The sequence below is a fragment of the Anaeroglomus insulsum genome (assembly GCF_050689095.1).
In the GTDB taxonomy this organism is placed as follows: Bacteria; Planctomycetota; Phycisphaerae; order Sedimentisphaerales; family Anaerohalosphaeraceae; genus Anaeroglomus; species Anaeroglomus insulsum.
On record NZ_JBOGCL010000018.1, the window covers coordinates 1 to 26,219 of the forward strand.

The 26,219-nt window shown below is 52.1% G+C and carries 31 protein-coding genes; 3 read left to right on the top strand and 28 right to left on the bottom strand.

Translation table 11 applies throughout. The annotated features are described in order from the left end of the window. Positions 1–58 precede the first annotated feature (58 nt). The 19 genes from ACQ9LF_RS12770 to ACQ9LF_RS12860 all read right to left on the bottom strand — a co-directional run bounded on the left by ACQ9LF_RS12770 (position 59) and on the right by ACQ9LF_RS12860 (position 15,493). Entirely contained in the window at positions 59–859 is an 801-nt protein-coding gene (locus tag ACQ9LF_RS12770) for a hypothetical protein (protein WP_462489801.1), read from the bottom strand. Positions 860–958: 99 nt separating this feature from the next. Next, complete coding sequence (locus ACQ9LF_RS12775; RefSeq protein WP_462489802.1) at positions 959–2,905, bottom strand: hypothetical protein; 1,947 nt, start codon at positions 2,903–2,905, stop codon at positions 959–961. 2 nt (positions 2,906–2,907) lie between these two features. After that, positions 2,908–3,150, bottom strand: coding sequence for a hypothetical protein (locus tag ACQ9LF_RS12780; protein WP_462489803.1), 243 nt, complete (start codon positions 3,148–3,150; stop codon positions 2,908–2,910). A 53-nt stretch (positions 3,151–3,203) separates the two neighbouring features. Further along, complete coding sequence (locus tag ACQ9LF_RS12785) at positions 3,204–3,650, bottom strand: hypothetical protein (protein WP_462489804.1); 447 nt, start codon at positions 3,648–3,650, stop codon at positions 3,204–3,206. A 16-nt stretch (positions 3,651–3,666) separates the two neighbouring features. Continuing rightward, the gene (locus ACQ9LF_RS12790; RefSeq protein ID WP_462489805.1) at positions 3,667–4,101 is read right to left on the bottom strand and encodes a phage tail tube protein; all 435 of its coding nucleotides are present in this window, start codon (positions 4,099–4,101) and stop codon (positions 3,667–3,669) included. 111 nt (positions 4,102–4,212) lie between these two features. After that, the gene (locus ACQ9LF_RS12795; RefSeq protein ID WP_462489806.1) at positions 4,213–4,665 is read right to left on the bottom strand and encodes a hypothetical protein; all 453 of its coding nucleotides are present in this window, start codon (positions 4,663–4,665) and stop codon (positions 4,213–4,215) included. After that, positions 4,662–5,150, bottom strand: a complete 489-nt coding sequence (locus ACQ9LF_RS12800) for a hypothetical protein (RefSeq protein WP_462489807.1) — start codon at positions 5,148–5,150, stop codon at positions 4,662–4,664. The genes ACQ9LF_RS12795 and ACQ9LF_RS12800 overlap by 4 nt, the downstream gene beginning before the upstream one ends. 11 nt (positions 5,151–5,161) lie before the next feature. Next, on the bottom strand, positions 5,162–6,340 hold the full coding sequence (locus ACQ9LF_RS12805; protein WP_462489808.1) for a hypothetical protein: 1,179 nt from the start codon (positions 6,338–6,340) through the stop codon (positions 5,162–5,164). Then, positions 6,341–6,643: a hypothetical protein gene (locus ACQ9LF_RS12810; protein ID WP_462489809.1), complete on the bottom strand. Its 303-nt coding sequence runs from the start codon at positions 6,641–6,643 to the stop codon at positions 6,341–6,343. It lies immediately after the preceding gene. A gap of 12 nt (positions 6,644–6,655) precedes the next feature. Continuing rightward, positions 6,656–7,789 carry a LamG domain-containing protein gene (locus ACQ9LF_RS12815; protein WP_462489810.1) on the bottom strand — a complete coding sequence of 378 codons (1,134 nt, stop codon included), beginning with the start codon at positions 7,787–7,789 and terminating at the stop codon, positions 6,656–6,658. A gap of 124 nt (positions 7,790–7,913) precedes the next feature. Next, positions 7,914–8,267, bottom strand: coding sequence for a hypothetical protein (locus ACQ9LF_RS12820; protein WP_462489811.1), 354 nt, complete (start codon positions 8,265–8,267; stop codon positions 7,914–7,916). After that, complete coding sequence (locus ACQ9LF_RS12825; RefSeq protein ID WP_462489812.1) at positions 8,264–8,629, bottom strand: hypothetical protein; 366 nt, start codon at positions 8,627–8,629, stop codon at positions 8,264–8,266. Before ACQ9LF_RS12825 ends, ACQ9LF_RS12820 begins: the two co-directional genes overlap by 4 nt. Before the next feature lie 73 nt (positions 8,630–8,702). Next, on the bottom strand, positions 8,703–9,059 hold the full coding sequence (locus ACQ9LF_RS12830; RefSeq protein WP_462489813.1) for a capsid cement protein: 357 nt from the start codon (positions 9,057–9,059) through the stop codon (positions 8,703–8,705). A gap of 39 nt (positions 9,060–9,098) precedes the next feature. Next, entirely contained in the window at positions 9,099–11,006 is a 1,908-nt protein-coding gene (locus ACQ9LF_RS12835; protein WP_462489814.1) for a phage major capsid protein, read from the bottom strand. Then, positions 10,993–12,438, bottom strand: coding sequence for a phage portal protein (locus tag ACQ9LF_RS12840; RefSeq protein WP_462489815.1), 1,446 nt, complete (start codon positions 12,436–12,438; stop codon positions 10,993–10,995). The genes ACQ9LF_RS12835 and ACQ9LF_RS12840 overlap by 14 nt, the downstream gene beginning before the upstream one ends. Next, positions 12,438–12,632 (bottom strand): hypothetical protein, encoded by a 195-nt coding sequence (locus ACQ9LF_RS12845; protein ID WP_462489816.1) that lies wholly within the window; start codon positions 12,630–12,632, stop codon positions 12,438–12,440. The genes ACQ9LF_RS12840 and ACQ9LF_RS12845 overlap by 1 nt, the downstream gene beginning before the upstream one ends. 291 nt (positions 12,633–12,923) lie before the next feature. Then, the gene (locus tag ACQ9LF_RS12850) at positions 12,924–13,088 is read right to left on the bottom strand and encodes an NrdR family transcriptional regulator (protein ID WP_462489817.1); all 165 of its coding nucleotides are present in this window, start codon (positions 13,086–13,088) and stop codon (positions 12,924–12,926) included. Then, a complete protein-coding gene (locus ACQ9LF_RS12855; RefSeq protein WP_462489818.1) occupies positions 13,075–15,333 on the bottom strand; it encodes a terminase gpA endonuclease subunit in 2,259 nt (752 codons plus the stop codon). The genes ACQ9LF_RS12850 and ACQ9LF_RS12855 overlap by 14 nt, the downstream gene beginning before the upstream one ends. Continuing rightward, positions 15,323–15,493, bottom strand: a complete 171-nt coding sequence (locus tag ACQ9LF_RS12860) for a hypothetical protein (protein ID WP_462489819.1) — start codon at positions 15,491–15,493, stop codon at positions 15,323–15,325. The genes ACQ9LF_RS12855 and ACQ9LF_RS12860 overlap by 11 nt, the downstream gene beginning before the upstream one ends. A 144-nt stretch (positions 15,494–15,637) precedes the next feature. On the opposite strand from ACQ9LF_RS12860, the gene ACQ9LF_RS12865 reads away from it, so the two are divergent. The 3 genes from ACQ9LF_RS12865 to ACQ9LF_RS12875 are packed head-to-tail and all read left to right on the top strand — an operon-like array spanning position 15,638 to position 16,599. Then, entirely contained in the window at positions 15,638–15,898 is a 261-nt protein-coding gene (locus ACQ9LF_RS12865; RefSeq protein WP_462489820.1) for a hypothetical protein, read from the top strand. A 14-nt stretch (positions 15,899–15,912) separates the two neighbouring features. Continuing rightward, complete coding sequence (locus ACQ9LF_RS12870) at positions 15,913–16,071, top strand: hypothetical protein (protein ID WP_462489821.1); 159 nt, start codon at positions 15,913–15,915, stop codon at positions 16,069–16,071. Between the two features lie 39 nt (positions 16,072–16,110). Next, positions 16,111–16,599 carry a winged helix-turn-helix domain-containing protein gene (locus tag ACQ9LF_RS12875; protein ID WP_462489822.1) on the top strand — a complete coding sequence of 163 codons (489 nt, stop codon included), beginning with the start codon at positions 16,111–16,113 and terminating at the stop codon, positions 16,597–16,599. A gap of 2 nt (positions 16,600–16,601) precedes the next feature. On the opposite strand, the gene ACQ9LF_RS12880 is transcribed toward ACQ9LF_RS12875, so the two are convergent. The 9 genes from ACQ9LF_RS12880 to ACQ9LF_RS12920 all read right to left on the bottom strand — a co-directional run bounded on the left by ACQ9LF_RS12880 (position 16,602) and on the right by ACQ9LF_RS12920 (position 26,007). Next, positions 16,602–17,471, bottom strand: coding sequence for a Mom family adenine methylcarbamoylation protein (locus tag ACQ9LF_RS12880; protein WP_462489823.1), 870 nt, complete (start codon positions 17,469–17,471; stop codon positions 16,602–16,604). After that, positions 17,468–18,763 carry a DNA modification methylase gene (locus ACQ9LF_RS12885; RefSeq protein WP_462489824.1) on the bottom strand — a complete coding sequence of 432 codons (1,296 nt, stop codon included), beginning with the start codon at positions 18,761–18,763 and terminating at the stop codon, positions 17,468–17,470. Before ACQ9LF_RS12885 ends, ACQ9LF_RS12880 begins: the two co-directional genes overlap by 4 nt. Positions 18,764–18,987: 224 nt before the next feature. After that, entirely contained in the window at positions 18,988–19,623 is a 636-nt protein-coding gene (locus ACQ9LF_RS12890) for a hypothetical protein (RefSeq protein ID WP_462489825.1), read from the bottom strand. A 319-nt stretch (positions 19,624–19,942) separates the two neighbouring features. After that, entirely contained in the window at positions 19,943–22,246 is a 2,304-nt protein-coding gene (locus ACQ9LF_RS12895; RefSeq protein ID WP_462489826.1) for a DUF3987 domain-containing protein, read from the bottom strand. Between the two features lie 118 nt (positions 22,247–22,364). Continuing rightward, positions 22,365–24,038, bottom strand: coding sequence for a DEAD/DEAH box helicase (locus ACQ9LF_RS12900; RefSeq protein WP_462489827.1), 1,674 nt, complete (start codon positions 24,036–24,038; stop codon positions 22,365–22,367). Beyond that, a complete protein-coding gene (locus ACQ9LF_RS12905; RefSeq protein ID WP_462489828.1) occupies positions 24,029–24,334 on the bottom strand; it encodes a PDDEXK family nuclease in 306 nt (101 codons plus the stop codon). Before ACQ9LF_RS12905 ends, ACQ9LF_RS12900 begins: the two co-directional genes overlap by 10 nt. A gap of 2 nt (positions 24,335–24,336) precedes the next feature. Then, positions 24,337–24,789 (bottom strand): DUF669 domain-containing protein, encoded by a 453-nt coding sequence (locus tag ACQ9LF_RS12910; protein ID WP_462489829.1) that lies wholly within the window; start codon positions 24,787–24,789, stop codon positions 24,337–24,339. Beyond that, positions 24,773–25,516, bottom strand: coding sequence for an ATP-binding protein (locus ACQ9LF_RS12915; RefSeq protein WP_462489830.1), 744 nt, complete (start codon positions 25,514–25,516; stop codon positions 24,773–24,775). Before ACQ9LF_RS12915 ends, ACQ9LF_RS12910 begins: the two co-directional genes overlap by 17 nt. Before the next feature lie 80 nt (positions 25,517–25,596). Then, positions 25,597–26,007 (bottom strand): DUF1580 domain-containing protein, encoded by a 411-nt coding sequence (locus ACQ9LF_RS12920; RefSeq protein ID WP_462489831.1) that lies wholly within the window; start codon positions 26,005–26,007, stop codon positions 25,597–25,599. Positions 26,008–26,219: the final 212 nt, after the last annotated feature.

Here is a 26,219-nt window from a genome sequence, read left to right on the forward strand (position 1 = left end):
GGAATCCGCAGCTTCTCGCCATCACGCACTTTTTTAAATGTATTACTTCCATCCACGATTAAAACCCCAAGACATCGGCAAAGTCGCCTGATTCGTACACTTGATGCACATACACGGCCTTGGGGACCTGGACTAATGAATCGTTGCTGGTATTTTTCTCATAGCGGACCCAGAGATACTCCCATCCCTTCTTGGCAATGCCGGAGATACCGCCAATGGTAATACCGGTTTTATTGGGGCTTGCGGCAAACTTAAAACACAATTCATAGACGCCGGTCTTGCCGTGTTTACCGCCGGAAACCCCCATAAATAAGACCTCGCCGGCGGCATAGCCATGCCAGGTGGCATGGTTGACCTTGCCGGTCAGGTTAAATAAGGCCAGTTTGTAGCTTTCGGTCACGGTGCTGCTTGAGACATAGCGGGTCTCGCTGAAATTATACGTTGGGACAATAATATCCACACCGTTGACGGAATTATCATCAACATTGATAGCCCCCTGGAAATTGGGCGGATTAATGCCGTAAGCTGTGACCGCCAGTCCCGATGGGGTCTGGGTAATCTTTTGTGTCCCGCCGCCGGTGTCAAAACTATATTCGCTGAGGTTCTGGTCCTGTTGTCTATCAAAAGAATAGGTGACCGTGGCAATCCATATCTGGTCGGCAATTTGTTCCAGTTCTTTAGTCTGTAGGGGTATGCCATCCCAGGACTCAAGACTGTTGCTGGTAATAAATGAATCAAGGGCGTCAGCGGCGGCACCATCATCATCCGTTCCGGCAATGACATATTCCACTGAGGCACATTTGTTTGTACCTCGGCTTATCTTTCGGGCTGACCAGCGTTCTGCGACGGTAATGGCCATACGATATGTTTCTCCAAGTTATAATTTCCGGTTCGCCGCGGCTCTATCGGGTATCGAAACCCTGTGACAACTCGCGGCATAAAAGCAGGCCGTGCCTGCTTAGTTCCCAAACTCCAGGCCGCCTTCGGCCATCTGGTCGGCGATTTCTTCGGTGGCCTCTGCGGTGCGCTGGGTATAGTCGGATATTTTCTGCATCAGGCCGCTGCCAACGCCCATCTGATTGAGGCCAAAGGCACTGAAGGTTCCGGTAGTGGATGCCTTATCCAGACCGCTGGGACCCCAATTACTACTGGGGGCCGGTGGTTTTTTAGACCTGGGCTGAGCGGGTTCGTTGGCCTTTTGAATCGATTCATCGAACTGGCGTTTGGTTTTGGCCAGTTCATCCCCGACGCTTTTGATGTTTTGTCGGGCCAGGTCGTTAGCCCGCTGGATTTGGTACTGCTGCATCTGTTCGGAGGTCTTCATCTGGTCATCATACATGGACCGCAAGTCGCGGCGGCGTTTTGCCCGCTCTTGGTCAACCGCCAGAAGGTCTTTATTAGTCTGTTCAGTGCGATTTCTTTTATCCCGGCCAAACTGGTCATTGGCATAAGTCCTGGCAAACTTCTCATCGAAGTTGGGGTCCATGAGCTTTTGCCACCATATCCACACATCCATCATCTTTTTGGCAACCCAATCGATGGTGTTGCCCCAAAATGATTGAAAACCGATCCAGACGGATTTAAGGAATGCGACGGTCTCAATCCATGCCGCTTGAATGCTATATACCGCTGTAAACCAGGCATCCACAATGCCGTACACGGCGGCAAGCCAGACTTCCAGCATCGTTTCTTTGACCGAATACCAGATTTCAAGGAGCCACTGCTTGGCCTTGAGCCATTCGAGTTTCACAAACAGCCATGCAATCCTGGCGGCAAGCCCCAGGTCACCTTTGGCCAGGGCCTTGGATATGCCATTAAAGGCATTGATTGCATCGTCTTTGAGGGTCTGGAAGCACTGACCCAGCCAGGTGATCAGTTGGCTGCCATAACCGCTAAAATACAAAAATGCCGATACGGCCGCAGTGACAGCGGCAATGACCATCCCAATCGGAGACACCAGCCACAGCAGGACAGAACGTATCACGGCAAATCCTGCGTGTACCAGACCGACAACCTTGCTGACCCATATCATCGCTGTTCCGAAGGCATAAAAGGCGCCCCCGGCTGTAGTCAGGGCGATACCCAGCCAAAAGACCGTATTGACCACGCCCCGGTTTTCTTTAATCCAGCGTGTGGCAGCGCCGACGCATTCAACCATTTTCTCGGCCCATTGTTTTAGCATCGGAATCAGTGCTGAACCAATGGATTGAATCAAGCCGTTTTTTATAATCCACCAGAGCTTTTTGACTTCCTTATAAAATCCCGCCGCGGCCCCAATATCTTCACCGGAGACAGTTACTCCCAGACGTTTCAATTCATCTTGATAGGCACGAATGGCGCCGCTGCCCTGGCTTAGTAGCGGAAGCAGCATGGCTCCTGACCGTCCAAAGACCTTCAGTGCCAGTGCGGCACGCTGTGTCGGGTCTTTGATTGATGCAATGCGGTCTGCAATGATTAGGAACTGTTCGTCCGGAGTTTTACCGGCTAAATCTTTAGCCGATAATCCCAGTCTGCCAAATGCCTCCACGGCAGATTTGGTGCCTTTTTGCATGGCAAAGAGATTTTTATGCATAAAGATCATGGATTTAACAAGCCCCTGCATGCTGACCCCGTTTTGGTCTGCGGCATAGCTCAAGGCATAGAGGCTTTCTGCGGCGATGCCTGTTACGACCGACATCTCTTCGAGGTCATGGAGGAACTCGCTTGTCTTGGTGGCGGCTGCCATCAGGGGAGCGACAATGGCCGTACCCAGTCCCATCATCTTTTTGCCGAAGCTGGAGATACTGTGACCCCATTTTTTGATACTTTGCTCAGCGCTTTTAAGGCCGCGCATCAAGGCGTTTTTGTCGGCAAATATCTCGACAAATGCAGCTCCTGCTCGAATGGCACCTGAATTACCCGCCATAATCACCTCACAATAGTCTTTCCTGTAACAGCGGCTTTAAACATGGCTTTTGACTCTTCATCTTTGACCTCAATGACGTTTTCACGCTGTTTTGCTTTTCCTTCTTTTTGGGCATAGGGATTAAAATCAGCCGGTATCGATACCTTGCCGCGCTTGGGGTCACGGTTGATATTGCACAATAAAGACATCAACGCCGAGACCCGATTCCATTCCATCCGGTCACGAAACTCAATCGCTTCCGACATCCACCACAGCTCTCGCAGCGTCAATGGCGCGGGGTCAACGCCGATATAGCCTGCTAAGAGATAGACACTTCTCCAAATATCTCGGCGGTTTTCTGGACCGGGTCGATTTTGGCCAGGTTGTTCGTGATTTGCTCGATGGCCAGATGGATCATCTTCTGCTGTGTCTGTGCTGCCCTGGCCCGGTCGGTCCGACCCCGCTTCTGGAAAAAATCCACAAGCTCATCATAGAAGGCATTCTGCGCTGCTAAGATTGCCTCGCCGCCTAAGGCTTGACCGAACATCTCATCGGTAACCCCCAAGGCATCAGCCTGCGGTTTAATCAGACAATACAACACATCACACAGCAGGATTTCATCGGTGCCAAGCCGGGTCAACAGCGGCGGCTCGCCCGCTTCCGGTTCTAAGAGATTGACACCCAAGAGACTCTTAACACGCTTGGCGCTGTCAATGGTTAACGCCAGCGTCCAGACCTTCCCGGCATTATCGGTAAATGTTTTCATGTTCTCTCCTAAATATTTAAGCCACATCGACCCAGGCGATGAATTTAGACAGTTTTGCCGTCACATCATAGGTGATGGCCTCTTCCAGACCTTCCTTGCGGTCGAATTTGGTGATGGCAAAATTCCCATGGATACCGGAAGAGCCAGAGGTTGCTTTTTCACCCGTCAGTGCCGCAAGACACAATGTGCCGCTGGTTAAGGCAGCATTTTTAATCGCCGTAAAAAAGGCATCACTGGTCTTGTGGATCATCTGAAACGACACTTCACACTCTCGTAACGTGGGAGCGGTTGCCTTCCATCCGTTATTGGCCCGGGTGGAAACATCGGCCTCCCCGGCAGAGACCGAGACAGTAACTTCCTTGACATTGGAGGCCTCGGTCATTGAAGACACGGCGGCATCGTTGATGCCGTAATACATCTTGGCGTTGATTCCAAGTACAAAATCGGCCATAAAATTACCTGCCTTTCTTAGTTATTGCTCTTAGTTGACATTTCCCGTTTCACCGCGGAGAAATGTTTTGAAAATTATCATCTGAACTATCCTCGCGTGCATTTATGACCCTTAAGGGTCTTTTTTGACACTGTTTTTCCAAATATCCGCTATTTTGCTCTGGCTCTTTTCCATTGCCGGACGCATATAGGGCCGCGGCCGGATAGAGACTTTCTTGTGATTGACATGGGTTCGGCCACCATATTCGAGGTTGTGCGGGGCGTTCTTGCCCTTGGCATTCAACAGGGCCGGACCTACAACGACCGATTGTGCCTGCGGGTCAAACGCATAATAAATATGCTGTTTCAAAAGCCCCGTGTGACTTAAGGGCGGTTTGCCCACCGTACTGACGGCATGACGGGCACTGGCCTTCTTGATGGAGTTTTTGGCCACACGCTTGATATAGCCGCCGATGTAATTGAGGTTTTTCAGGATGGCCTTATCCACACAGCGGATTACCGCCTGGCGGTCAAAAAATAACGCCTTGACCTTGACTAAGGATTGGTTCAATCCGGCAGCGTTCATGCGAAATACCCCATAAAGACATCCGCCCGTTGAACGTTAGTCATCGCAGTGACCTCAACAGCAATCCAGTCATAGTCCAGGCCGTCTAAGCTGACGACACAGAGCATATTGTTACCGCTGTTGGGTGTTTTAACGTCTGTTGGCCAATAGGATGTCACAACGGCCGTGTCGGCATAGAACTGAAGCGCCGTCGGCTGCTGGGTCTGCGGGTCTTTATTGACGGCCATGGTGCCCAGGGTCCAGGTGATAATGGCCGCAAGGCGGGCCGGACCGCAGTCGCGCTTGCCCATCCAGACCTTGGTCTGTACGGTTCCATCCTCATTGCCGATTCCAGCCAGAATCAGTTCGATTCCTTTAATGGTGTCAGCGCCGATAGGTTGTGCGTAAGATGGCTTACTATCCATCGTCGCGGCATTGATAGCAGGACTATCAACTGCCGCAGCCGACCTGAGTAATTGCCATCCGGAATGGTGTGCATGGGTCATAGTTTATCCTCTCATACAAATCGTCCTGGCCGTCGAAATGCACTGGCCGGCGGCAATGTCCCGACGACCTCCCCGTGGATCATGCCTTTTTTCACGTCGTAATCGGGCAGCTGCAGGGGCAGATTGATGGCGTTTCCATCCCAATCGTAAACCCTGTGAATAGAGGCGGTGTTGGGCATATTGATTCTCATGCCGCCATAGTACGCAGAGGCCGTGGGCGAATCGTAAAGACTGCCCTGGACATACACCAGCGCCCCCCAAAAGGCCATGATGGCCGAGGCATAAGCCGAAGCGATCAGATTGCCATAAATATAGACCGGTCGTGAATTTTGAGCCGTGGTCAATCCATACGCCGCCGTGCAATTACCGCCGGTCACATTGCCGTAAATGGTTGCAGAGACATAAGCCCCCACAGCGACAGCCGCCAGGGTACAGGATGAAGCGGCACCGCCGGTGATATTGCCGTTGATTTGAAGCGTTGCACCTGCACCAGCCGATGAAGCGACGGAAATCCCGCCGCCATAATTGCCATAGATATTGCCATTGATGATAAAATTGGCCGTGGTGCCGTTGACGGCGTAAATGCCGTGGGCCGGTCCAGAGCCGTTGATATTGCCGTTGATGGTGATGGTGCCGCCACCGCCATTGACATAGATGGGCCTGCCTGAAGCCGATACATAAATCGCATCACTGCCGATGTTATTGACGATGAGTGTGCCGTTTCCTGTCTTGGAAATGGTATAACCATTCGACGTTGAACCGCCCGTCACTTTTCCGTTGACGGTCAGGGATGTGCTGTCTCCCGACAGAGTGATACATCCAAATGGAACAAAAACACCTCCGGCATTTAAGTCGCCATGAATGACCACCGTACCTCCGCTAATCACCAGCGGAAATGAAGTACCGGGTTTGATTTCGGTCCTAATCTCGCTGGTTCCGATGGTGATTGAACCGCTGCTGATAACAAGATTGCCTGTGGATGTCCCAAGTCCGCCTTCTTGTGCCGAGGAGACCCTGGCACAGGCAAACGAGACATCAACATTGATACCGGTCATTCCATTGAGCTGCAGGATATCGCCTGCGGCCAGCGCACTAAATGTCAGATACGCCGTGGGGGAAGTCGGTGCATTGCCCCACTTGTTGGCATCGCTGATATTGCCGTTGGAGGATTGTGCAAACCAAACTGTCATTTACAAGACCTTCCGTGTGGAGTTCACTTGACCAATCAATTCAACGATAGCCCCGTAGATGTCCTGGACACGCTTGGCCTGACTTGACAGGTCGTCAGGGAGATTCAGGATATCGTTAATCACCACCGTTTCCGAGCGGCCGGGGGCGATTTCCCAAACGCCTTTTTCGATGACTCTGGCTGTTTGCAGGGTGATGTGGGCTGAGGTCATCAATTGACCGTTGACGATAGCCGACTGCAGCAGAATCTGCGGGGCATAAATCGCATTGGGAGCGACATAGGATTTTTCTAAGGGCAAAGGCATACTATTCTCCAATTAAGACACCCACTTGAAACTCAATGTGATGACACTGGTGAAGACCGGCGGCGACTGCATGTGGTCCGCTGAATAAATCGGGTCCACCGTCTGTTTGCTGCACGCAGCGCCGCAGGGTAAAATCTTGTGTCGAAACGATTTGGCAATGGCCATCACCAAATCGGCAAGCTGCGACACCTCAAGGTCGTCCGGGCTAGCGACCGCCTTTTGTATAGCGATATCAATATCGCAGGTGGTCAGGCTATTGTTCCGGTCATGGGGGACGATTTCGACGGTCCTGGGGGCAACGGTTACTTTTAGTTGGGCCAGGTCTTTAAGTTCATAGAAAGGCATTAGATGCCTTGCGGCCGTAAATGAGGCGGCATAGATTTCTGTATTCAGCGCCTCTGCGACCTCGTCGGCAAGGAACAGGCCCGTCAGGTTCTGAGGGATATAGACTTCCTCGGTAAAAGGAACGCCGCCTGCAATCCTGGTTTTAAACGTCGGATGGCCGCAGCTATCATACAGGGAGATTGAAACACGGTTGATGGTGTCATAGCAGGTGTCCCCCGATGTCTCGTCAAATTCAAACACCAGGGATGCCGCTCCGGAAACGGGTGTCTGTGAAGGATGGTACTTGCGCCCTTTTTCATCATTGTAGATATTCAAAACCTCCCAAACTGTCAGTGCCTTCTTATAAATTCGAAAATCATCTATCAGTCCATAAAAATACTTACCCCCACCCTGACCCAATCGGATTAGTGCACCGGGAACCGGAGTGATATCGCTGTGATTGATAGGAGCGGATGCAACCTGATTGCCATTGACCCACAGCACACACGTGCCCAGGGTGTGATTAGCGACTACGGCAATATGCATCCATGCCCCTGTCAGTTCCATTGCATACGACGGCCCACAGATGCCATTGCCATCATCAGGCCATCCCCATGCTGAAAATACCAACTTCCCATCGGCATGATAAAAATCAATCCCCGGCGGTCCATAATTCCAGGTGTAGATGCCAATCCCATTGACACCGATTTCGGGCTTGATGAAAGCCATCATCGTAAAATCACCCGAACCCAGCTGTACCGCGGGCGTCTGCGGAATTGTCACATCGTGGCCGACTAACTTTAAACAGTTTCGATTGGACATAAGCCATTCCTCACTGACTATCGCAAAATCTTGTAAATCCACAATTCCATCTTGGTTTAAATCCGAGCGCAGCCAACCCAGGCAAGTCGCCGGAAGGAGCAATATCCAAACCAGAGCAGTTATTTTATTCATGGATTGCCTCCGGATTGCTCTGAGCGATACTATCGGGATTTTCGGTCTTAAAGGCGTTGGCATCCAACAGGCACGGCCGCTCCCGGCAGACCGAACAGAAGGTATGAATCGCTGCTATCAGCCGCTCTTCCTGGCGGGTTTTGTCCTGCATCAGGCGATTCAGCGAGGCCATCAAACAATAATTGCTGTAGACCAGATACGCTACCAGGGCAAAGCACAAGCCCAGTTCGCCGTATTTTAAGAACTGTCCCGCTAATCCGCCCACCGACTCGATTGAAGTCTGGGTATCGGTCGCCAGCAGCAAGAATGGAATGGCCGTTATGATTATCTTTGGAGTAATAGTCATACTGTACCTACCTCTTTAACATGGACTCGTATTTGCTTTCCAAACGGGTCGCTGTACTTCCAGCAGCCCTCATGAGCGATATGGTGCACCTCATAAACTGCCCGGCCGGTCGTAATTCGGTCACCGGCCAGCGGAGTGACCTTCTGCTGGTTGAGTACCAAATCCTGAGAACAGAAAATAAAGTCGATAGTTTCTGCTCCCACCGCAAAGCCCGATTCATCCTGAAGCTCCAGCACCGTCTTTCCAAGGACCGCAGCGAGTGTGACTGTATTGGTCCCACGGCTATAGACCACAGATTCAGAAGCGTGGGCTTTAAGCTGTTGGGCCAGATAATCCAATCCGGTTTTGAGCATGTTGGTCATAAAAATATTCCTTAGAAGGGCCAGGCAGATACCAGCAGTCCGCCTGGCCCACACAAGGAAACATTGAGGATTTTTAGGGTACGTTGATAGCCACCTTGACCCTCGTATTGCCGTCGGTCGAAGGCGCCACGGTTCTGCCCAAGGGTGTTTCGGTGTTAGTCGTGGTCACCAGCCCAGCCGCCGACAGATAGACCTTTGTGCCCACGGTTGCCAGGGCCGTTGCTGTCGGGAACTCAAAAACGCCCTTAATGGCAAGGGCGCCCAAGGTATTAGCCGGGATGTCGGATTTGGCGATGCCGATCATGGAGGCGGCATTGCCCGCCACATTGCCCAGAGACACAATATCACCCGCAGAGACAGCCACAGATGGCGTATAGTCAATGCTGTTGCCATCCTGAACAAATACTGTTTTGACATCATTAATCGCCATAGTTTATTCTCCCAAAAGAGGTTCTTTTTTGTAAATCGCTTACGCCATACCCTTCATCTTGACGGCGGCACGGTAATCCTGTTCCTTGACGCCAAAGTCGATATAGCCCCGGAATTGAATGCCCAGCGTGTTGAAGTCAGCCTCGGCCTGTTCAACGGTGGGATTTTCATTACCGTTGAGGAACGCCACTTCAAAGGCCGCCAGACGCGCCGGGTCTGCAAACAAATACCAGGCGATGGAACTAAAACCTGGGATGGTCGCATTGGACAGCCAGGAACTCGACACCACCTCATACTTTCCGGCATGAGGGTTGTCCTGGGGCTTGGGAGACCCGGCCGTGGCCGCTTCGTTGAGCTTGATACTGGTCATCAGTAAATTGGCCGTGACCTTCAGGGCGTTGGGCACCAGCAGATACCGGGGCAGAATCCCCAGGGGTTTGCCGTTGGGTTTGGTCTGATTCAAAAACAACAGCTCGGCGGCCGTCAGGGAATCGACCGACAACACCGTGTTTGCCCCGGCAGCATAGTTGTTATTGCCTGCCGAGAAGAAGTTGCCGGGGTTGGATAAAATCAATGTCCAAATCGCATCGGAAATCGCATCGGCAGCGCCGATGCCCAGCATCGTCGGAATCTGGGCAAAGGCACCCAGGTCATCGTTGATGATGGTCTGGCGATTGAGACTGAACATGATGCCGCTGGTGTCGGCCTTGTTGGTAAAGACCTGCTCGCCCAGTTTGCCGTGTTTAAGTTCGCCATCAGCGCCGACCTTCTGGAAAATCAGATTATCCGTCAGGCGGAAACGGCTGTGGGTCTTAAAGTCATTGACACTGGCAATCTTGACCACCTTACGCCAGGAGTTCTCCTGATTGAGATAGGCTTCCAGCATCATCTTGTTGGCGATGTTGCTTAGGATATTGGGCAGGCTGACTGTGCTGAAGGCCGCACGAATAAAGCCGTTGGCATCCCCCATAATCTGCGGCAGTTCCCGGCCTTCCGCTCGGGCAATCAGCCGAAACAGGTCATGGATGCCGATATTGCGGTATTTTTCCGCCTGATTGGTGGCCTGTTCGCCGTAGGCTTTCAGAACGGTCTGTTCTGGCATCTTGGCCGACAGGCACGCTGCGGCCTCAATCATCTTGGCATCCAGCCGCACCTCCGTATGGACCGCAGGCGCCTTGGCCAGATTGGCCTCCAGAACCGCCAGCTTGGTCTTATCCACAGTCCAGCCCTCGGCAACGGCCTTGGCCTCGATGTCGGCATTCCCGGCGGCGGCCTTGCGAACATCGGCAATGCGAGTCAGTTCCGCAGCGGCTTTGGCGCGAATTTCGGCAGTAACATCGGGCACTTGGGCTGCAGCAGCGGCTGCTACTTCCTGAGTTGGTTTAACGTCATCTTTAGGCATGTCGAGTATCTCCTGTAAAAGGTGTTTATTAGCGGCTATCTGGGCCGAGGTTTGGTCGTCGGCCCCTAACATGACAAAACTGATTTCCCCCAGGGTGGCCTTGCGGATAATCATCGCTGGTCCTGTGACCTGACGGCCGTTGACTTTAGCGGTCTGGTCTTCAGACAGGCGTTCGCTTTTTTCAGCCCGGGCACCAATGCTGGCCTGCCATTTAAAACCTTTGTCGGCCAGGGTGAGGATTTGTTTAACACGGTCCGATTCGCCCAGAATATCCCCTGTCGCAAGCAATTGACCGTCAGCAACCTTAATGGAATTAGTCTGACCGACCAGTGAATCTAAATCTTGCTCGTGCCCAAAGAAAATCGGTTTGGCCTGGGCGCTGATGGCAAGACCGCTTAAATCCACCACTACCGGGTCATACCATCCGGCCACACGCATCGGACCGCCCGTATAGGCGACCATATTGAAGGTGCGGTTTTTGGCTTCGGGCTTTGCGGCCTCGATAGAAAGCTGCATACCCTGACAGGTAAAATTAATCGTTGTCATCCTCTTGCTCCATAGGTGTTGTTTTTTTATTGGGGACAGTCTCTTCCAAAGTCAGACCTTTTTGCCTGCAGTAGGCAACCTCAATAGCCCTCTGGTCCAGTTCCTGACGCCAGTCTTTACCTTGTTTGGCATACTCTTCTGCCAGAGTGGTGGTATTACTGCGCAGGCGTGTCTCCTGGGCATTGGATTCCTTGGCTGGGTCGACGTGTTCGCGGCCATCCCAGAACCACTTGTGCGGAAAGGATTGAATGGACCGAATGGACAACGGTAAAGGTGAACCGGCCAAAATGGCCATATCCAGCCATTGCATCAAAATCGGGTCGAGTATCGTCAGTTCAATGTCACTTCTATCGACATCGATGGTTTTGCCGTACATCTGGTAATCGAGACGACCGCTGGCATAGTTGTATTGAGAGCTATTGCCAATGGCCACACCCAAAGGAAGATTCATACAGCGTGCAATCTCATTGAGGATAGACCTCACGAACTCCGCATAGGTCGTGATGGGCTGATTGGCCTCGATTTGGCCGAGTTTCCAACCCTCCGGCAGCGTGGTGGCCATGCGTTTTTCCAGTTCCACCACATCCAGCGGGGCAATATTAGCCGATTCTGCATTGGCCGGTGCATCGGTATAGAGCACCGCTGCAAAATCAGCGGCGGTCTCTGCGGCCGCAATGACCGCCAGGGTATATCGGCGGAGCTGTGCAAACAGCGGCAGTGCCGGGGTAATCTCCGGAATGCCGCGATTTTGACCGGCACGATCCACACGATACAGATGCATGACGTTTTGTGCGGCAACGATGTCGTATCCGGCATCATAAAATTGACTGGCAGAATACGGGTGTTGCTTGAGGATGTAATACAGGAGCCGATTGCCAAAAGCATCAAACTCGATTCCATCAGCTTGATTGGGCGATGTGATGGACTGCTTTTCCCAGGGGGTTGTCACCTGCTCGGCCTCAACGAGTTTAAGGTCCAGCTTGATAGGTGACCGCAGCATGGGATTGTAGGTCTTGATGCAGAATGTCTCGCCATCGACCACGCGGGCCATGCGAGCGGTTCTTAACTTCGCCGCAAGCGAAATTTCATCGGCCCAGTCCTTAAACATCTGTTCGATAACCTTATTGGCCGCATCATCGGGCAAAAGCATCTGCAGCCGTGGCCCGGTTCCGACACAATCGTTGGCCAGGGTTAAAACCATCCCCTTGGCGTAACTGTTATTAGCGACCTCATAGCGGGCACGGTTGCGAAGCGTGGCACGCACCTGCGGGCTTGCCGCCAGGTCGGGACTAAACGGGTCTGCCATCGCCCAGTGCTTGGCGTTGTCGGTGGAGTTTTGGGCGGCATCGAAGCGTGCGCGGATGCCAAACCGCTGCGGCTTGGTATCCGAGATGGTCGTTGCCTGAGATTTCTTTTTGCCAAAACCAAACATTACACGCTCCCCGGAGCACCCAGTTTGGTGAGTTTAATACCCAGACCGGCAGATTTTGCGGCCTGCTGGGACTTTAAATACTTATCTGCCGCAATCTGGTCGGGCAGCGGATGCTGCTCCACCGAACCGGCATCACCAGTCACCTTTGCGGGTGCCGTTGCGTTGGTTTCGATATTGGAATTTAAGTCTGCCACTGTAGACTGCCTTAATTTTTCCGTTTCGTCGCGGTACATAGGGTAACGTTACCCTATGATTTCTCGCGGCATAAAAGTGGTCATTGACCACCCAAAAGAAAAAGCCGCAGAGGTGTAGAGCCCTCTACGGCTTTAAACTTTTGGTTTTTTGCCTGCCCGATAGCTAGTCGTCAGGCTTATTCACTTGTCTTGTTGCTATATACGATCTACACGATATTCCATTGAAATCAAACACGAAACAGCCTATTTACAGCGGTTTTTGCCAGGCACTTTCTATTAGTAGAGACTTTTTTACTTCACCACCGCTCGCTCGATGGTTGTCAGTCGTTTTCCGCAGTTCCGACAGAGCCGATATCGGATAATCTGCTTGTTAGCCACCCGTGTTCCCTGGACCCGGAAGTGCCGACAGCCGCAGTCCTTGCACTCAAATCCCTTCTCGACTTTATTTTCCGGCATGGTCCATCCTCCTTTGCCGCTGCAGTTCCGACAATGTAATTCTTTCGCGTTTCTGACGAGCGACAGACTGGCCGGTCATGGTGCACCCGCACAGGGATGCTGCGACTGCACAACCGACCATGCAGTCCAGCCAATGATTATCGATGCCGCCGACTTTAGGCGACCATTGATACACCACCCGGCCGTGGCCTTCGGTACGCACCCAGGTTTCAGAGCCTGCGATGTGTTCTGCAAATAATGCATGCTGATGGCCGCCTTTGCCGAAAATCGTCATACTCCCATGGTCCCCGGCGGCAACAAAGAACCGTTCATGGACAAAGGTCTTCCAATAGTTGGTGTCGATGGCCACATGCTGAAATTCCCCGGTCTTACTGATATTGGGGATATACCAGTGATGTCCGTGGCGCTCGCCGGGCTTGCGTTTATAGCTGGACATGGGTTTACTGGCAGCGCGGATACCAACACCCTTGGATGCCATGATGGTGCCGCCCAGTTTATGGCGGATATTTTCAACGATGCCCGGCATATAGCCGCCGTCGATAAGACAGCGGTCAATTTTCATGGCACCGGTGCCGCGAGACCAGTCCCGACTCAGATAATCGCGACATAAGTGTTCCAGTCCTGCCTGAATGGCGCCTTCTTTTTCCATGCCGGGGTACATCCCCTGGAGCGTTATCTGGGCTTTTCGCAGTGTAAATGACAGGCGTTTCTGGTCGGGAAACGTGCCGTAATCGATGACATATCCAGTAAAATCCTCCGCCCAGGCACAGACCACATAGAATAAAAGCTTATCATGCACGTCGATAAACATCGTCAGGTACTGACAGGAAAGCGGGACTTCGCCGCGTTTGCGTCCATTGGCTTTTTCAATGACCTGTTGAGGCGTCAGAATCTGCTCATCGGTCTGCTCGGCAATCGGATCATTCTGGTATTCAGCAAAAAAAGCCGCCTCATCCCGAATCATCAGGTTCATGGCATGCTGGATGGCGGAGATTTCATCTTCGTTATGGCGCTGGGGCCAGGCAACCTTGCTGCCGGCATCCATCGCTGTGCGATTTTCGATATAAAATTGAGTCGCTTCCTTGCCGCCATTGCCAGCGCGAAGACTCTGGGCGCGGATTTCTTCATACTGGTCCCACAGTTTGGTGTCGGTCGGGAAGGCATAGACCATCTTGGTGCATTGTCCCTGCCATTCGGGATTTCGTTCAGAATCCAGCAACTGGTCGGCAAGGTCGTTGCAGTAAATCTTCGTGCAGGTCAGAAGTCCTGAGATTTTCTTGCCGGGGCCTGCCAGACCCAGCACATCCCCATTTAAGGTGCTGAGCCGCTGGTTGGTCTGGTCAACCGATTTGGCAGACTCACGGGTCTGCGGGTCATCAATCAACACCAAATCCGGCCGGATGATACGGCCATCCATCGTGGTATGGATTTGACCTCGAATATTACTATCCAGACTATCGACGGTAATTACAGAACCGGATGCGATACTCCCTTCAATCGTAGGGATGACAATCTTATGGGTGCCCCAGACCGGATAGGTCAATTGGCCTCGATAGCGTTGACCCCGTTGTTTATGGGCGCTATTTTCAAGGCACTGAATGGGGAATATGACTTCCGGGAAGTCCGCTAAGAGTAAATCGTTCCCGAGCATCGCCGCCTGGACACTCTGAAAGAGATTTAAGGATTGTCGTGTGGCAGAACCAATCAGACAGACATACCGTCTTGCGCCAATGAGTATCGCCCATACGGCAGCCGAGCGGGTCAGGGCAGATTTCCCGCTACCTCGCGGCATGGCAAAGGCAAACAGTCCTCCATGAAGTACGGATTGTTCAATCCTGGCGATAACCTTCAGATGGTCATCCGACCACGGCAGGTAGAATACATCCGCAAAATACGTCTCGCAGAAGAACCGAAAATCCCGGCAGGCGCGCTGGCGTCGCTGGGGATTTTCGACGGCAGGGATTTCGCCAATATCCTGGGCTTCCTTCCGCGCTGCGTTTTTAGCCATGAGGTCTTTGAGCCGGGAGTCCTCCACCGATTGTTTCGGGGCTTTGGGTTTTTCATATTCACCAGCCAGCCAGGAAACATAGCGCACCAGATTGATATGTTTGCCATCGCCGATGCGATAGGCAGCGGTATTCATCTGCCAACGCAGCTGGTTGTGGGTCAGGATGTTGCCCAGCGGCGTTGCATTCATCAGGCGCAGCAGTTGTATCTGGGTTAATTTATTGACATCAATTGCCATGATAAATCCTGCTATTGAGCCATGCCCCGTAATGAACCAGATTGAGGGTTCCATCGGCGGCCGTAGGGGCGCCTTGGGTGATATGTTTATGGATAATTTCGGCCGGCAATCCCAGCATCTTAGCGGCCACATCGATGGATAATGCCGTCGGGTTTAGCATGGGTTTACCCCCTTTAACATCATTGGGTTGGGACATAAAAAATCTCACATTTTTCAAAAATAATGGAGTATTTCGCTTGGCATGTTTGAGGCAACATGGCCTGATCCGATCAACATAAACAATAAAATTCGAAAGGATAAAAACATGACAAACGCAGAAAACAAAAAAGAACAGACCGCCGCACAGGCATACCAAAACGCCAAATTCGACATCGCCAGCCTGCTGGACCGCATTGGACAAGAATTAGAACAGACGCCGGAAAAGCTGCATTGGGGCCATGCCGGAGACATGATGCACCTGCGGCAAAACCTCATCGAGGCGCTTTCCGAGATGACCGGTTTTACGGAACATGCGATTCGGGAAACCTTAGAAGACATCAGAACCGATGCCCAAAACCAGAAATAAGAAAGGAGTCGACCATGAAAGTTCAAGTTACCAAAGGCAAATACAAAGGAACACGAGGCACGGTGGTCGGAGTCTACATGGATGGGCGGTACGACATCAAGGTGACCAACCGAAAAGCAAACCAACCCAAATACCAGATTGTTAAAACCAGCGACTGCCGCCAAGTCCGGTAGCAATGGATGGAATAACCCTATTTTAGAAAGGATAGTACCATGAAGAAAGTAAGCATTAAAATCGGTAACCTCTACGCCATGAAGGTCGGCAAGAATACCCTGGGTATTCGCATCATGAGCCAAAACCAGGATGGCCATTGGGTCGGTGTTAACATCGACAACAACAAGGAAATCCTTATCAAATCCGCCGACCGGCTTTGCGGCCCGTATCGCCCCAAAGGCGACAAGACGGCGCAGGGTAAAAAGAAAGCGGCCGGGGCGGATAAGGACGCAGCCTCCGGAAAAGAACTCGCCACAACCAAACCTGGCGGTTTGACGGCGGCGGCTAACGTCCTGGCAGAAGCGAATGAACCGCTCAATTGCCAGGAGATGGTTAAACGCATGCTGGAAAAGGGCCTCTGGAAAACCGAGGGCAAGACGCCTGCCGCCACGATCTACGCAGCGATTATCCGCGAGATTCGGGATAAAGGAGCCAAGGCCCGGTTTCGTAAAACCGAACGGGGTAAGTTTGTTATCGCAACAAAATGACATTACAGCTCCTCCTTCCAAAGCCACGGCGTTTCTGGGCCGTGGCTTTTTTTATTCCGTCTCGGCAATAAACAGGTTTCGGTTCGCCGCGGAACACCATCTTTCAAGTCATCACTTAGACACTCCTCGCGGGCATTCCTGACCCTGGAGGGTCTGAAAGCGGACTGCCGGAACTGCCCCGACCTCTCGACCCTGGGTAGGTCGCGGGTCTCTCTTGACCCCTCGCCCGCATCAATCTGCCAAATCAAATCCGGATGTTTGGGATACCGGGTTGTCCACTGAACGGAACTTTCACGCAGCAGTTCCTTGCGGCGTTTGTGACTGCACAAAAAAGTACAGTACCGAAACTGCCTGCCGCGAACACGCTTGAGTTTCAATCCCTGCCAGACTTCCTTGCTGCGACTGCCAAAGCGAGTAATCATCAATCGCGGATGGACTGGCTCATGGTCGGCAGTTAAGTAAATCTCGGTCGTGATAAAACCGCCATAGAGCCAGTTGGCGGCCTGATAGACATAGCCGGGTTTTCCACGAATCCCATCGGCCCAGGTAAAAAGCAGTTTCTTATCCGGTTGATTTTGCCGAAACCATACCTCGCATCCAGCCAATAACTGGCTTTCGGTATTGCGGGGCAGGTCATCCCGACAGCACATCCGGCACAATTCCCAGTAATCCTTGGTATCCAGAGATGGAAAGAGTTTCTGAATCGTATGTTTAGGCCGTGTCCCCCATCCCCAAATCGCCACCCCAGCCAGGCCCTGTCCGTCATAAAATCCCAGCGGCACCATACAGTGCGGCGGGAAGATGTCGCTGTAATGCCATTGACGGCAAAGGGCCTTGGCTGCATCTAAGGGGATAAGAGACACGGGAATCATTTCACTTGCTCCAGGATGGCCTTCTTGCCGGTGAATTTCTCCCAGCGCTGCACAATGACATCACAATACGGCGGGTCCAGTTCCATCAGGAACGCCTTGCGTCCGGTCTGCTCGGCGGCGATGAGTGTCGAACCACTGCCGCCAAAGAGGTCCAGTACGTTTTCGCCGACTTGGGAGGAATACTGCATGGCCCGCACCGCCAGTTCCACGGGCTTTTCGGTTAAATGAATCATGCTTTGCGGATTGACCTTCTTGACGCTCCAGACATCCGTTACATTGGCCGGACCAAAGAACAGATGCGCAGCGCCTTCGGACCATCCGTAAAAACACCACTCGTGGTTACCCATGAAGTCTTTGCGGGTCAGGACGGGGTGTTCTTTGACCCAGATAATCATCTGCGAAAAATAGAGTTCGCATTCCTTCAGGACATTGGGGTAGTTGTAAATATTGCTGTAGCCGCCCCAGATGTAATAAGACCGGCCCGGTATCAGGACACGTTTAATATTGCCGAACCATGCCTGCAGGAGTTTGACAAATTCCTGGTCCGACACAAAGTCATTGGCCAGCGGTCTATCCTTGGGCCGCATCTTGTCAGTGGTTTTATGGGCCTTGCCTTGGATGGCCTCGTCCATCCCTTGCTGGCCGGTGTAATTGTCCGAGGCGGCAGCGGCGGCGCGGGCATTTTGACTACGGGGTGCAACGCAGACATTGTACGGCGGGTCGGTATTGACCAGATGAATCGGCTGGCCATTGAGAAGTCTATCCAAATCAGCGGCGCTGCCGGAATCCCCGCACATCAGCCGGTGATTACCCAGTATCCAAATGTCACCTCGTTTGGTCGTGGGTTCATCGGGCGGCAGCGGCACATCATCCGGGTCGGTCAAGCCGTCCTTGACCTCCTGTTCGAGCAGTTTGCACAGTTCTTCCGTATCAAATCCGAGCAGGTCGAGGTTAAACTCCATGCCCTGAAGGTCTTTAAGCTCAATCGGGAGCAGTTCATAGTTCCAGTCGGCTAAGGTTGCCGTCTGATTATCAGCGATGCGATAGGCCTTTATCTGCGCCTCGGTAAGGTCTTTAGCGACATGGACGGGGATTTTTTCAAGGCCAAGTTTGGCGGCCGCCTTGTAGCGGGTGTGACCGACGATAATGACACCGTCCTTATCGACCACAATGGGCTGGCGGAAGCCAAATTCCTTCAAACTGGCCGCCACCGCATCGACAGCCTTGTCGTTAATGCGGGGATTGTTGTCATAGGGACGAATGTCTTGGATATTTCGTAATTCAATTTTCACAAGCGATACTCCTGTAAAAAAACGTGGTTTTCGACCGAATCTCTTTTAATTGGCGACCGTTCCCGTCGCGGTTTTCTTTTTGATTTCTGCGAGGAGGGAACCATTTGTTTTGCACAGAACGCCCACGTTCGCGTAGGTTGCGAGAGGTGCGATTATTGCGGTCAGCCTATAGCCGCAATCCACTCTTCGAACCTGCGCCAACGTGGTGCGTCCAGTTTCCATGCTTAACTTGCTCCAACGGCACTGCGTGCTTGTCCAATGTTTTGATATAACTGCGTCTCGATGGCCTTGACTTCAGGAATCGTTGACTGCGAGACTTGCTTCATGGTCAACTCAACGCCTTGTTTGTGGGCATCGTACTTGGCTTGCGCTTCGGCTGCGGCTTGGGCATTCCTGCGAGCGATAACTGTTGCCGCTGCTGCAGCGATTCCAAGACCCAAGTCAATCAAGGGGGCATAAGGGTTCCAGGGACTTGAGGCAGCATTAGCTGCTCGTGCTCCTTCCAGTGCCGTTGTCACTCCATCGGCAGGATTGGTATACTGTGCATTTTTGACTGCGTCTGCGATGGCTTGAGTTTTTGCCTGGACAGAATCAATACTGGTTTGGAGTTTTTCGACCTTAGCCAGGGCATTGGCATCGACCGTTCCGTTTTGCTTGGACGACTGCAGGGCCAGTTTGGTCTGCTCCTGAAACTGGTCAATCTTGCCGTTTAGCTGCTCGGTTTGCATTGCCAGATTCTGAATCTGGACCGGGTCGACACTGACTCCCGCACAACCGCCCATCCATACCGCCATCAACATGACCAACACAATTGCCGCCACTACTACATCCCATCCGATCATTTGCTTTGAAGTTCTCATAGAGATACTCCTTGTAAAAAGAGGTGATTAAAATTACCGGCAACATCGCCGGTAAGGTTTGTTTTTAAGGGGGGTATTGATACGTATTGCCGCCTCGCACGCGCGTGCGCATAAAAAGGGGTAAAAATTACATACGCGAGGGTGTATATAAAAATAAGACAATAAGATATATATATTTTTTTATGTATATATATTTTCTGGACTTGCGTTTCCAACTCATTGCGCAACCTATAGCGCAATGAGTTGACAATAAGGTGTAATGAGTTTGTTTTTTCAAAACTTATTGCGTCAATGAGTTTACTGTTTGTCGTGCTCATCGTCATTGTCCAATCATCCTGTAAAGCCGCTTGGCTGGACCCCCGGTGGCTTGTTCCGAATACTCGATTTTCCGCTGATTGAGCAGGGTTGTCCGTACCTCTTCATGTTCCCGCTGAGTCCAGGGCAATTTGCGGTTGATCAACCAGAACGGCATCCAGGCATCACCTTTCTTGGCCTTCCAGTCGCCCAGAATTCGAATTAATCGCTGACAGTTGGCGTGGAACTCACTTTCACTGACATATTGTGAGGCCATAAATAACATGCGGCGTGTGGTGTAATCGACCAGTTCTGTTGCCCAGCGAACGGCCTGCTCGGTGATTTGAGGATTGAAGGGATTTTCACTGCAGGCGTAAATCAGGGCCAGTCGGCGGGCTTTTTCGCTAGCACGCCCCCAGATAGCCATGGTCACTAAATCCGATTGTGCCTGGGCTGCGTCATAATGCGCATCGGCCTTTTGTCCATAGTCTCGCTGTAGCGTTTTTGCAATATCGGTGTGTTCGACGATAATCGGAACGGGATGGAAGTTGGCTAAATTTCCTTCACCGGGCATGAAATCCACCCAGGTTTTGGCTGTGCGGCTGATGGAATCGGGAATCTTGATAATTGACACATCCTGTTCACCCGTTCGTGGACCAGCCTCAATGACCAGCATGCGGGCAAAAAATCCATTGGTCAGCATCTTGCTGGACAGGGCCTGGTAATAGTTTTCCGGGACGGCCGTGCCGTAAATATTGAGCGATGGCTGGTCGATGACGTTGCTGTCTTTTTTACCGGCCTTCAGGCGGGTTTGATAAATCGAGTTACAGGCTGAGAAGAATTTAAGCAGTACATTGGAAATCATATCTGCCCGGCCGTCTTTACCCTTGGAGGTTGCCGTAATCAAAGAGTCGATTTCATCGGTTTGAAACAGCATGGATGGATTGATGAACATCTTGTCTTCAATCCCTTCACCGCTGGCAAAGCCATCGGCAATCACACCAGACAGTCCCGCTTCATAGAGAATGCGGGCATTGACTTTGCGCGGGTGGTCTTTACCGCAACCCGGATAGGCCAGGCCCAGGATATACAGGTTGGTGCGATTGTCCTGGGCATCCCGCACTTTTCGTCCTGCCAGAAATGCCTGCAGGCACAACGCCCCCAGAAATGACAATATCGGTTCCGGGTGCGGCGCGGTCTGGAGCATAAAGTCCGCGACATCATGAATGAATCCCGGAACATCTAATAAATGCCTCGGCAGCGGTCCTGGGTCCTGGATGACATGCTGCTGGGGTTCATCCTCGGACTCATGACCGACAATAGCAGAGAGGTCCACGCTGCTATCTTGGGATGGCAGAGGGTCTTTATCGCCATACCCCTGCTCACCCAGCGCCTTGGCCGCCCTGCCAAAGTCTCCGTGATGTTCCAAAAGCGTATAAACACTAAAGGGCGAATAGGGTTTTTGGGCCTCAAACGGATGGGCGTTGGTACTCCAGACATAAAACACATTATTTTTCAGCGTAGCAGACCAGCCCAAGGTCTTACCCGGCCTGCGCCAATATTCATTTTGGCCACCCTTGACACAGGTCCAGCCGTGGGATTGCAGAAGGGATTTGACATCGCCGCGGACATTGTAATCATCTCCGGGACGCAGCGTATCACCGGCACTAGAGGGTGTCGATTCCTGAGGCAGGTCGGGAATAAACTGGTTTAATGCCCATGCCGCTTCAAGGAGGATGTCCCGTTCCTGAGCGGTTAAAACCGATAGTGTTGTAAAATCGCTCTGGACCAGTTCATATCCTGGCGTCGGCGCACACAAAAATAATCCGCCTTCACCACGCGTTTCAATGAGCGTAAGAACGATAAACCAATTGCCATCCTTATCTTTGCGGGGTTTATATTTCTTGCCGCAGATTTCCACTTCCTCAGCGGATGCTGCAGTGACCTTGCGCTGCATCAGTTTCATATTGCCGCAGACAGGACTGTCACAGCGGTACACCACATGGCGGCCGCCGCTTTGTGATTTTTCGATGACAAGCCGGGCAATAAGACCAGGTGCTTCCTTTTCGACCATCGTTTGCCACGGCTCGAATGCCTCCGCTGACAAATCGAAATCGATCATTTCCAGATTGCCGCTGACAGCGCCGGTGACGATACAGACACCGGACTGGCCGTGACTAAACCAGGACGCCAGCTGGGATTCTGTTGGCAATTGCCGCTGATATTGCTTCCAGCCCGACAGGGCCGCAAATTTCAGCCCGACATTGGCCGGAAGAACCGACAGTCCCGCATGGAGATAGGCTTGGGCGATTACTTGGAGGTTTTGCACGGGACTGCTCCTCTTTTAGTTTGGAAAAAGTATGAACGACCGACCACAGGCCACAGACAGTTAAGTCCTGCCAGGATAGCAACTAAGATTGCAGTGATTGACTTCATCGCAAGCTCCATCAAAACGGGATTTCATCGGCTGCCGGAACATACTGCGGCAGGGGTTGATTGGATTGCCACTGGTCGGCTTGAGGATTATCAAACTGATAGCGGGTAATCTGACTGAATTTCTCACCCGAAACACTGCGAACGGTAATTTTGATGGGTTCACGGAGCCGGTTATTCTCGGCAAAAAACACCGCCATCTCGCAATCTTGCGGTATTGGATCATTGGACCGCTGTTTCCACCAGCTTTCCGCTTTGATACGAGCAAATCCCGTGTGTTCAAAACAGACCCATTCGGGGATATAGGTATCCAGACCCACCTTGTATTGGACCCGCATGGTCCTGGGTGTATCGGCCGAGGCGCCCCGTTTGGTATGGACGTTATAAAGCACTTCCTGGACATCATATTCTTCGATGCTGACCTGGCCGGACAATACATCTTCGGCACTGGCGGTGGTGTCATGCTGATTGCGTTGAGGCGGCGGGAACTCATAATTACACGCCGGACACCGGGTATAGGCCGCATGGATAACCTCAAAGCACATCGGACACTCTTTGGCAGGCGCATCACCATTGCCCCGGACATTGGCAGGATTCATGCGAAGCGCATCGACCGGTCCATGCCGGACGATGTTGCTGCCAAAATCCAGCACCAGACAATCCTGCTTGCTCGGATGCAGCCGAAAACCACGACCGACCATCTGATAATAGAGTCCCGGACTCATTGTCGGACGCAGCAATACCACACAATCCACATTGGGAGCGTCAAAACCCGTGGTCAGAACGTTGACATTGCACAGGTATTTGAGTGAACCATTTTTAAATTGATTAAGCGTATCCCTGCGCCAGCCATCAGGACTGTTGCCGGAGATAAAACCACATTCGATGTTGTGACGCTCCTTGAGAACCTGTACAATATGCTTGCCGTGGGCGATACCGCTGGCAAAGATAAGCACCGTGTGTCTATCCTGGGTGTAATCGATGATTTCAGAACAGGCGGCCTGGACGCGGTTGTCGGTATCCATCAAATCCTCAACCTCATCTGCAATAAATTCACCACCCCGCAGATGCAGGACGCTGGTATCTAAACGTGCCTTGGATGCCTTGGACCGCAGCGAACATAAATAGCCCTGGACAATCAGCTCTTTAACGCCGACCTCATAGCAGATTGAGTTGAGGAAATGTCCCGGCTGACAAATCATCCCCGTCGTCATTCGAAACGGTGTGGCGGTCAGTCCAATAACCCGCAGGCGAGGGTTAACACTGCAAGCATCAGCTAAAAAGGATTGATACATCCCCTCGCCCTCAGGCGGGATCATGTGGGCCTCATCGACGATGACCAAATCAAATGCATCCAGGTCAAACGCCTTACGGTAAACCGATTGAATCCCCGCAACAATGACGGGATGTTCGGTATCTCTGCGTTTAAGGCCCGCTGAATAGATGCCGACGTTCAACTCTGGCGCTATAGCGGCCAGCGTGCCTGCGGTCTGTTCTAAAAGTTCTTTGACATGGGCAAGAATCAACACACGGCCATTCCACAGATTGACCGCATCAGAACAAATCGTTGCCATCACCGGGGTCTTGCCGCCGCCGGTGGGAATGACGACAACCGGATTATCGGTATGATTGCCAAGATGTCGATATACAGCCTCGACGGCTGCCTGCTGATAGGGTCTCAATTGCATGGGGACAATTCCTCAATGGATTTAATCAGGGGTTCTCTGGCGTTATCGTTCCATCGCCAGCATTCAATCAGGGCATTGGAAGGCAGGCCTTTGGCCGCTTGCAGTAAACTCTCTCGCTCCACACCATCGGGCCAGCGGTTGGCCTTAATCTGAATACATCGCAGGCCCAGGGGATTGAGGGCAATGATGTCAAACGGCCCCAGCGAGGCGGCCGACCGGATGCAGAAGTATCCGGCGGCCTTGAGCCTCGCGATGGACTTGTGTTCCAAACGACTGCCTTTGCGTTTACAATTCACAGTTACCTCTTCCAGGGAGCAACAGAAGGTTTGGATACGGCGGCCGGAGCTGCTGCAGTCTGCTGCTTGGAAAAGCCCCGAATGTCGTTGGTCAGTTCATCGTTGTCGGTGCGTTTTTTGACCTTGACGTTGATGACTAACGGCAAATTATGCAGCTCAACAGAATCCCTAGGCGTTAAAACCCCAACCGCTTTACAGATGGCCGATAAATGTCCGCGGGCAATCTTGGCGGTGACCTCATTGGAGTGGGTTAAACTTAACCGTGCCCACAACAGGCGACCTTTGTATTCGCCCTCCAGAACCTGGAAAGTCAGCTCCAAGTAACTGCCCGTTTTGTTTTTGGTTTCTTTCATCTGGCTGCCGGTGATCATCGCCAGATACTTCCCGGCCGGAATCGGGTCAAAATCATTGGTTGAATCCACTTCGTTTGCATTAAAATTATTCAGATTTGCCATTTTGAGTTTCTCCTGTGAATTGTGAGTTTTGATTGATGGCATTAATGAGTGCGTCCCACTGCAGCGGAATCCGGTCTTCAATGCCGTAACGGTTTTTGGCTAACAGTTGATTGGTTTCTTTGAGTTCCAATTCACGGCCGCCGGAACCCATTTTGGCAGCGCCGACAAAGTCACACCACTCGACTATCGTGTTCATCAGGTCGGGATGGATTTCGGGGGCGGATTTCTCAATGGTTGCCCCATCAATCGTGGTTAAGGTCTGCCGTGAGGCGTGCGCCAAGAGCAAGACCGAAACGCCTTTATTGACGATTGCATCCAGCGTGGGCAAAAGATACTGATACACATAGTTACGCAGGACCTGCTTACCGTTGCCGTAGCCGCCATTGGAGCGGTTGAGGGTCTTGTCCATGTTCTTGGCCTCGCCATTGACCCCGGCGACTTTTTCCTCAATGCGCCGAAGCAGCCAATCGATGGAGTCCACCACCACTGTCTCATAGGGGTGGTCAGACATCGCCAGGGTATCCAGCCACGCCTGGATGGAATCCCAGGTGGTCAAATACGGTGTTCGCTCGCACTGGATGTGGAAGGTGCCATTCTCACAGTCGATGATGATGGGTTTGTGGCTGCCAGCGCCAAACGTGGTCTTGCCAATTCCGGGCGGGCCATACACGATGCCCTTGGGGGCACGCAGGTGAGTTTGATTGAGTACCGAACTTAATAGATTCATTTGTTTTTCCTTGTAATAAAAGTTTTTGTTTTCGTTTTGACCGGCCGGGTCCAATAGTGGCCGTGGGAGTCGAACCCACGTCACCGACAGCATTGCGCCTGTGAAAAACCGTTTTCCGCTGGGATTGATTGTTTGAGGATTCCTGCTCTGACTAAGATGGCATTGGCATCATCGATGGCGGCTTGACGATATTGAGGTCGCTGGTGACGCTTGCGAATTGTGGGTCTATGTTCGGGTTGAGATTTTTGAGTAAAATCCGACGCTGCCAGGGATAAAAAGAACTGATTCAATCCAGATTCTGTTACCATGACCGCTCGACCCACACGAACATACTGCAGACGGATACCCTTGCAGCCCAAACGACACCATCTCCAGAGTGTCGAAGGATGTATTCGACTGCCATTTTTGCGGGGGAGTATTTTGGTCGCATCCGTTAATGTCAGATAGGGACCAGATGCAGGCGTTGTTGCGATATCGATATTAGTTTGCATGGTCGCGCTCCTTTGAGTGCAAATAAGAGCGATGCAGCAGAGCCCAACTGGCACGTTCAATATCCTCTGGTGTCCACAGAAATTCACCCCCGGGACTTTTTTGCGGCGGGTCAACCCGGCCGTTCCATATCGCGGCTGTCAGAGTGTGCGGCCTGACATTCAGGATTTTTGCGACTTGGCGTGTTCCATAAAACTGCATTTTTGCACCTTTG

Bases quoted from the DNA above. Each gene is read 5' to 3' on its own strand.
- ACQ9LF_RS12770 (WP_462489801.1), bottom strand. From the start codon at position 859: ATGGCCATTACCGTCGCAGAACGCTGGTCAGCCCGAAAGATAAGCCGA.
- ACQ9LF_RS12775 (WP_462489802.1), bottom strand. From the start codon at position 2,905: ATGGCGGGTAATTCAGGTGCCATTCGAGCAGGAGCTGCATTTGTCGAG.
- ACQ9LF_RS12780 (WP_462489803.1), bottom strand. From the start codon at position 3,150: ATGTCGGAAGCGATTGAGTTTCGTGACCGGATGGAATGGAATCGGGTC.
- ACQ9LF_RS12785 (WP_462489804.1), bottom strand. From the start codon at position 3,650: ATGAAAACATTTACCGATAATGCCGGGAAGGTCTGGACGCTGGCGTTA.
- ACQ9LF_RS12790 (WP_462489805.1), bottom strand. From the start codon at position 4,101: ATGGCCGATTTTGTACTTGGAATCAACGCCAAGATGTATTACGGCATC.
- ACQ9LF_RS12795 (WP_462489806.1), bottom strand. From the start codon at position 4,665: ATGAACGCTGCCGGATTGAACCAATCCTTAGTCAAGGTCAAGGCGTTA.
- ACQ9LF_RS12800 (WP_462489807.1), bottom strand. From the start codon at position 5,150: ATGACCCATGCACACCATTCCGGATGGCAATTACTCAGGTCGGCTGCG.
- ACQ9LF_RS12805 (WP_462489808.1), bottom strand. From the start codon at position 6,340: ATGACAGTTTGGTTTGCACAATCCTCCAACGGCAATATCAGCGATGCC.
- ACQ9LF_RS12810 (WP_462489809.1), bottom strand. From the start codon at position 6,643: ATGCCTTTGCCCTTAGAAAAATCCTATGTCGCTCCCAATGCGATTTAT.
- ACQ9LF_RS12815 (WP_462489810.1), bottom strand. From the start codon at position 7,789: ATGTCCAATCGAAACTGTTTAAAGTTAGTCGGCCACGATGTGACAATT.
- ACQ9LF_RS12820 (WP_462489811.1), bottom strand. From the start codon at position 8,267: ATGACTATTACTCCAAAGATAATCATAACGGCCATTCCATTCTTGCTG.
- ACQ9LF_RS12825 (WP_462489812.1), bottom strand. From the start codon at position 8,629: ATGACCAACATGCTCAAAACCGGATTGGATTATCTGGCCCAACAGCTT.
- ACQ9LF_RS12830 (WP_462489813.1), bottom strand. From the start codon at position 9,059: ATGGCGATTAATGATGTCAAAACAGTATTTGTTCAGGATGGCAACAGC.
- ACQ9LF_RS12835 (WP_462489814.1), bottom strand. From the start codon at position 11,006: ATGACAACGATTAATTTTACCTGTCAGGGTATGCAGCTTTCTATCGAG.
- ACQ9LF_RS12840 (WP_462489815.1), bottom strand. From the start codon at position 12,438: ATGTTTGGTTTTGGCAAAAAGAAATCTCAGGCAACGACCATCTCGGAT.
- ACQ9LF_RS12850 (WP_462489817.1), bottom strand. From the start codon at position 13,088: ATGCCGGAAAATAAAGTCGAGAAGGGATTTGAGTGCAAGGACTGCGGC.
- ACQ9LF_RS12855 (WP_462489818.1), bottom strand. From the start codon at position 15,333: ATGGCAATTGATGTCAATAAATTAACCCAGATACAACTGCTGCGCCTG.
- ACQ9LF_RS12860 (WP_462489819.1), bottom strand. From the start codon at position 15,493: ATGCTAAACCCGACGGCATTATCCATCGATGTGGCCGCTAAGATGCTG.
- ACQ9LF_RS12865 (WP_462489820.1), top strand. From the start codon at position 15,638: ATGACAAACGCAGAAAACAAAAAAGAACAGACCGCCGCACAGGCATAC.
- ACQ9LF_RS12870 (WP_462489821.1), top strand. From the start codon at position 15,913: ATGAAAGTTCAAGTTACCAAAGGCAAATACAAAGGAACACGAGGCACG.
- ACQ9LF_RS12875 (WP_462489822.1), top strand. From the start codon at position 16,111: ATGAAGAAAGTAAGCATTAAAATCGGTAACCTCTACGCCATGAAGGTC.
- ACQ9LF_RS12880 (WP_462489823.1), bottom strand. From the start codon at position 17,471: ATGATTCCCGTGTCTCTTATCCCCTTAGATGCAGCCAAGGCCCTTTGC.
- ACQ9LF_RS12890 (WP_462489825.1), bottom strand. From the start codon at position 19,623: ATGAGAACTTCAAAGCAAATGATCGGATGGGATGTAGTAGTGGCGGCA.
- ACQ9LF_RS12900 (WP_462489827.1), bottom strand. From the start codon at position 24,038: ATGCAATTGAGACCCTATCAGCAGGCAGCCGTCGAGGCTGTATATCGA.
- ACQ9LF_RS12910 (WP_462489829.1), bottom strand. From the start codon at position 24,789: ATGGCAAATCTGAATAATTTTAATGCAAACGAAGTGGATTCAACCAAT.
- ACQ9LF_RS12915 (WP_462489830.1), bottom strand. From the start codon at position 25,516: ATGAATCTATTAAGTTCGGTACTCAATCAAACTCACCTGCGTGCCCCC.
- ACQ9LF_RS12920 (WP_462489831.1), bottom strand. From the start codon at position 26,007: ATGCAAACTAATATCGATATCGCAACAACGCCTGCATCTGGTCCCTAT.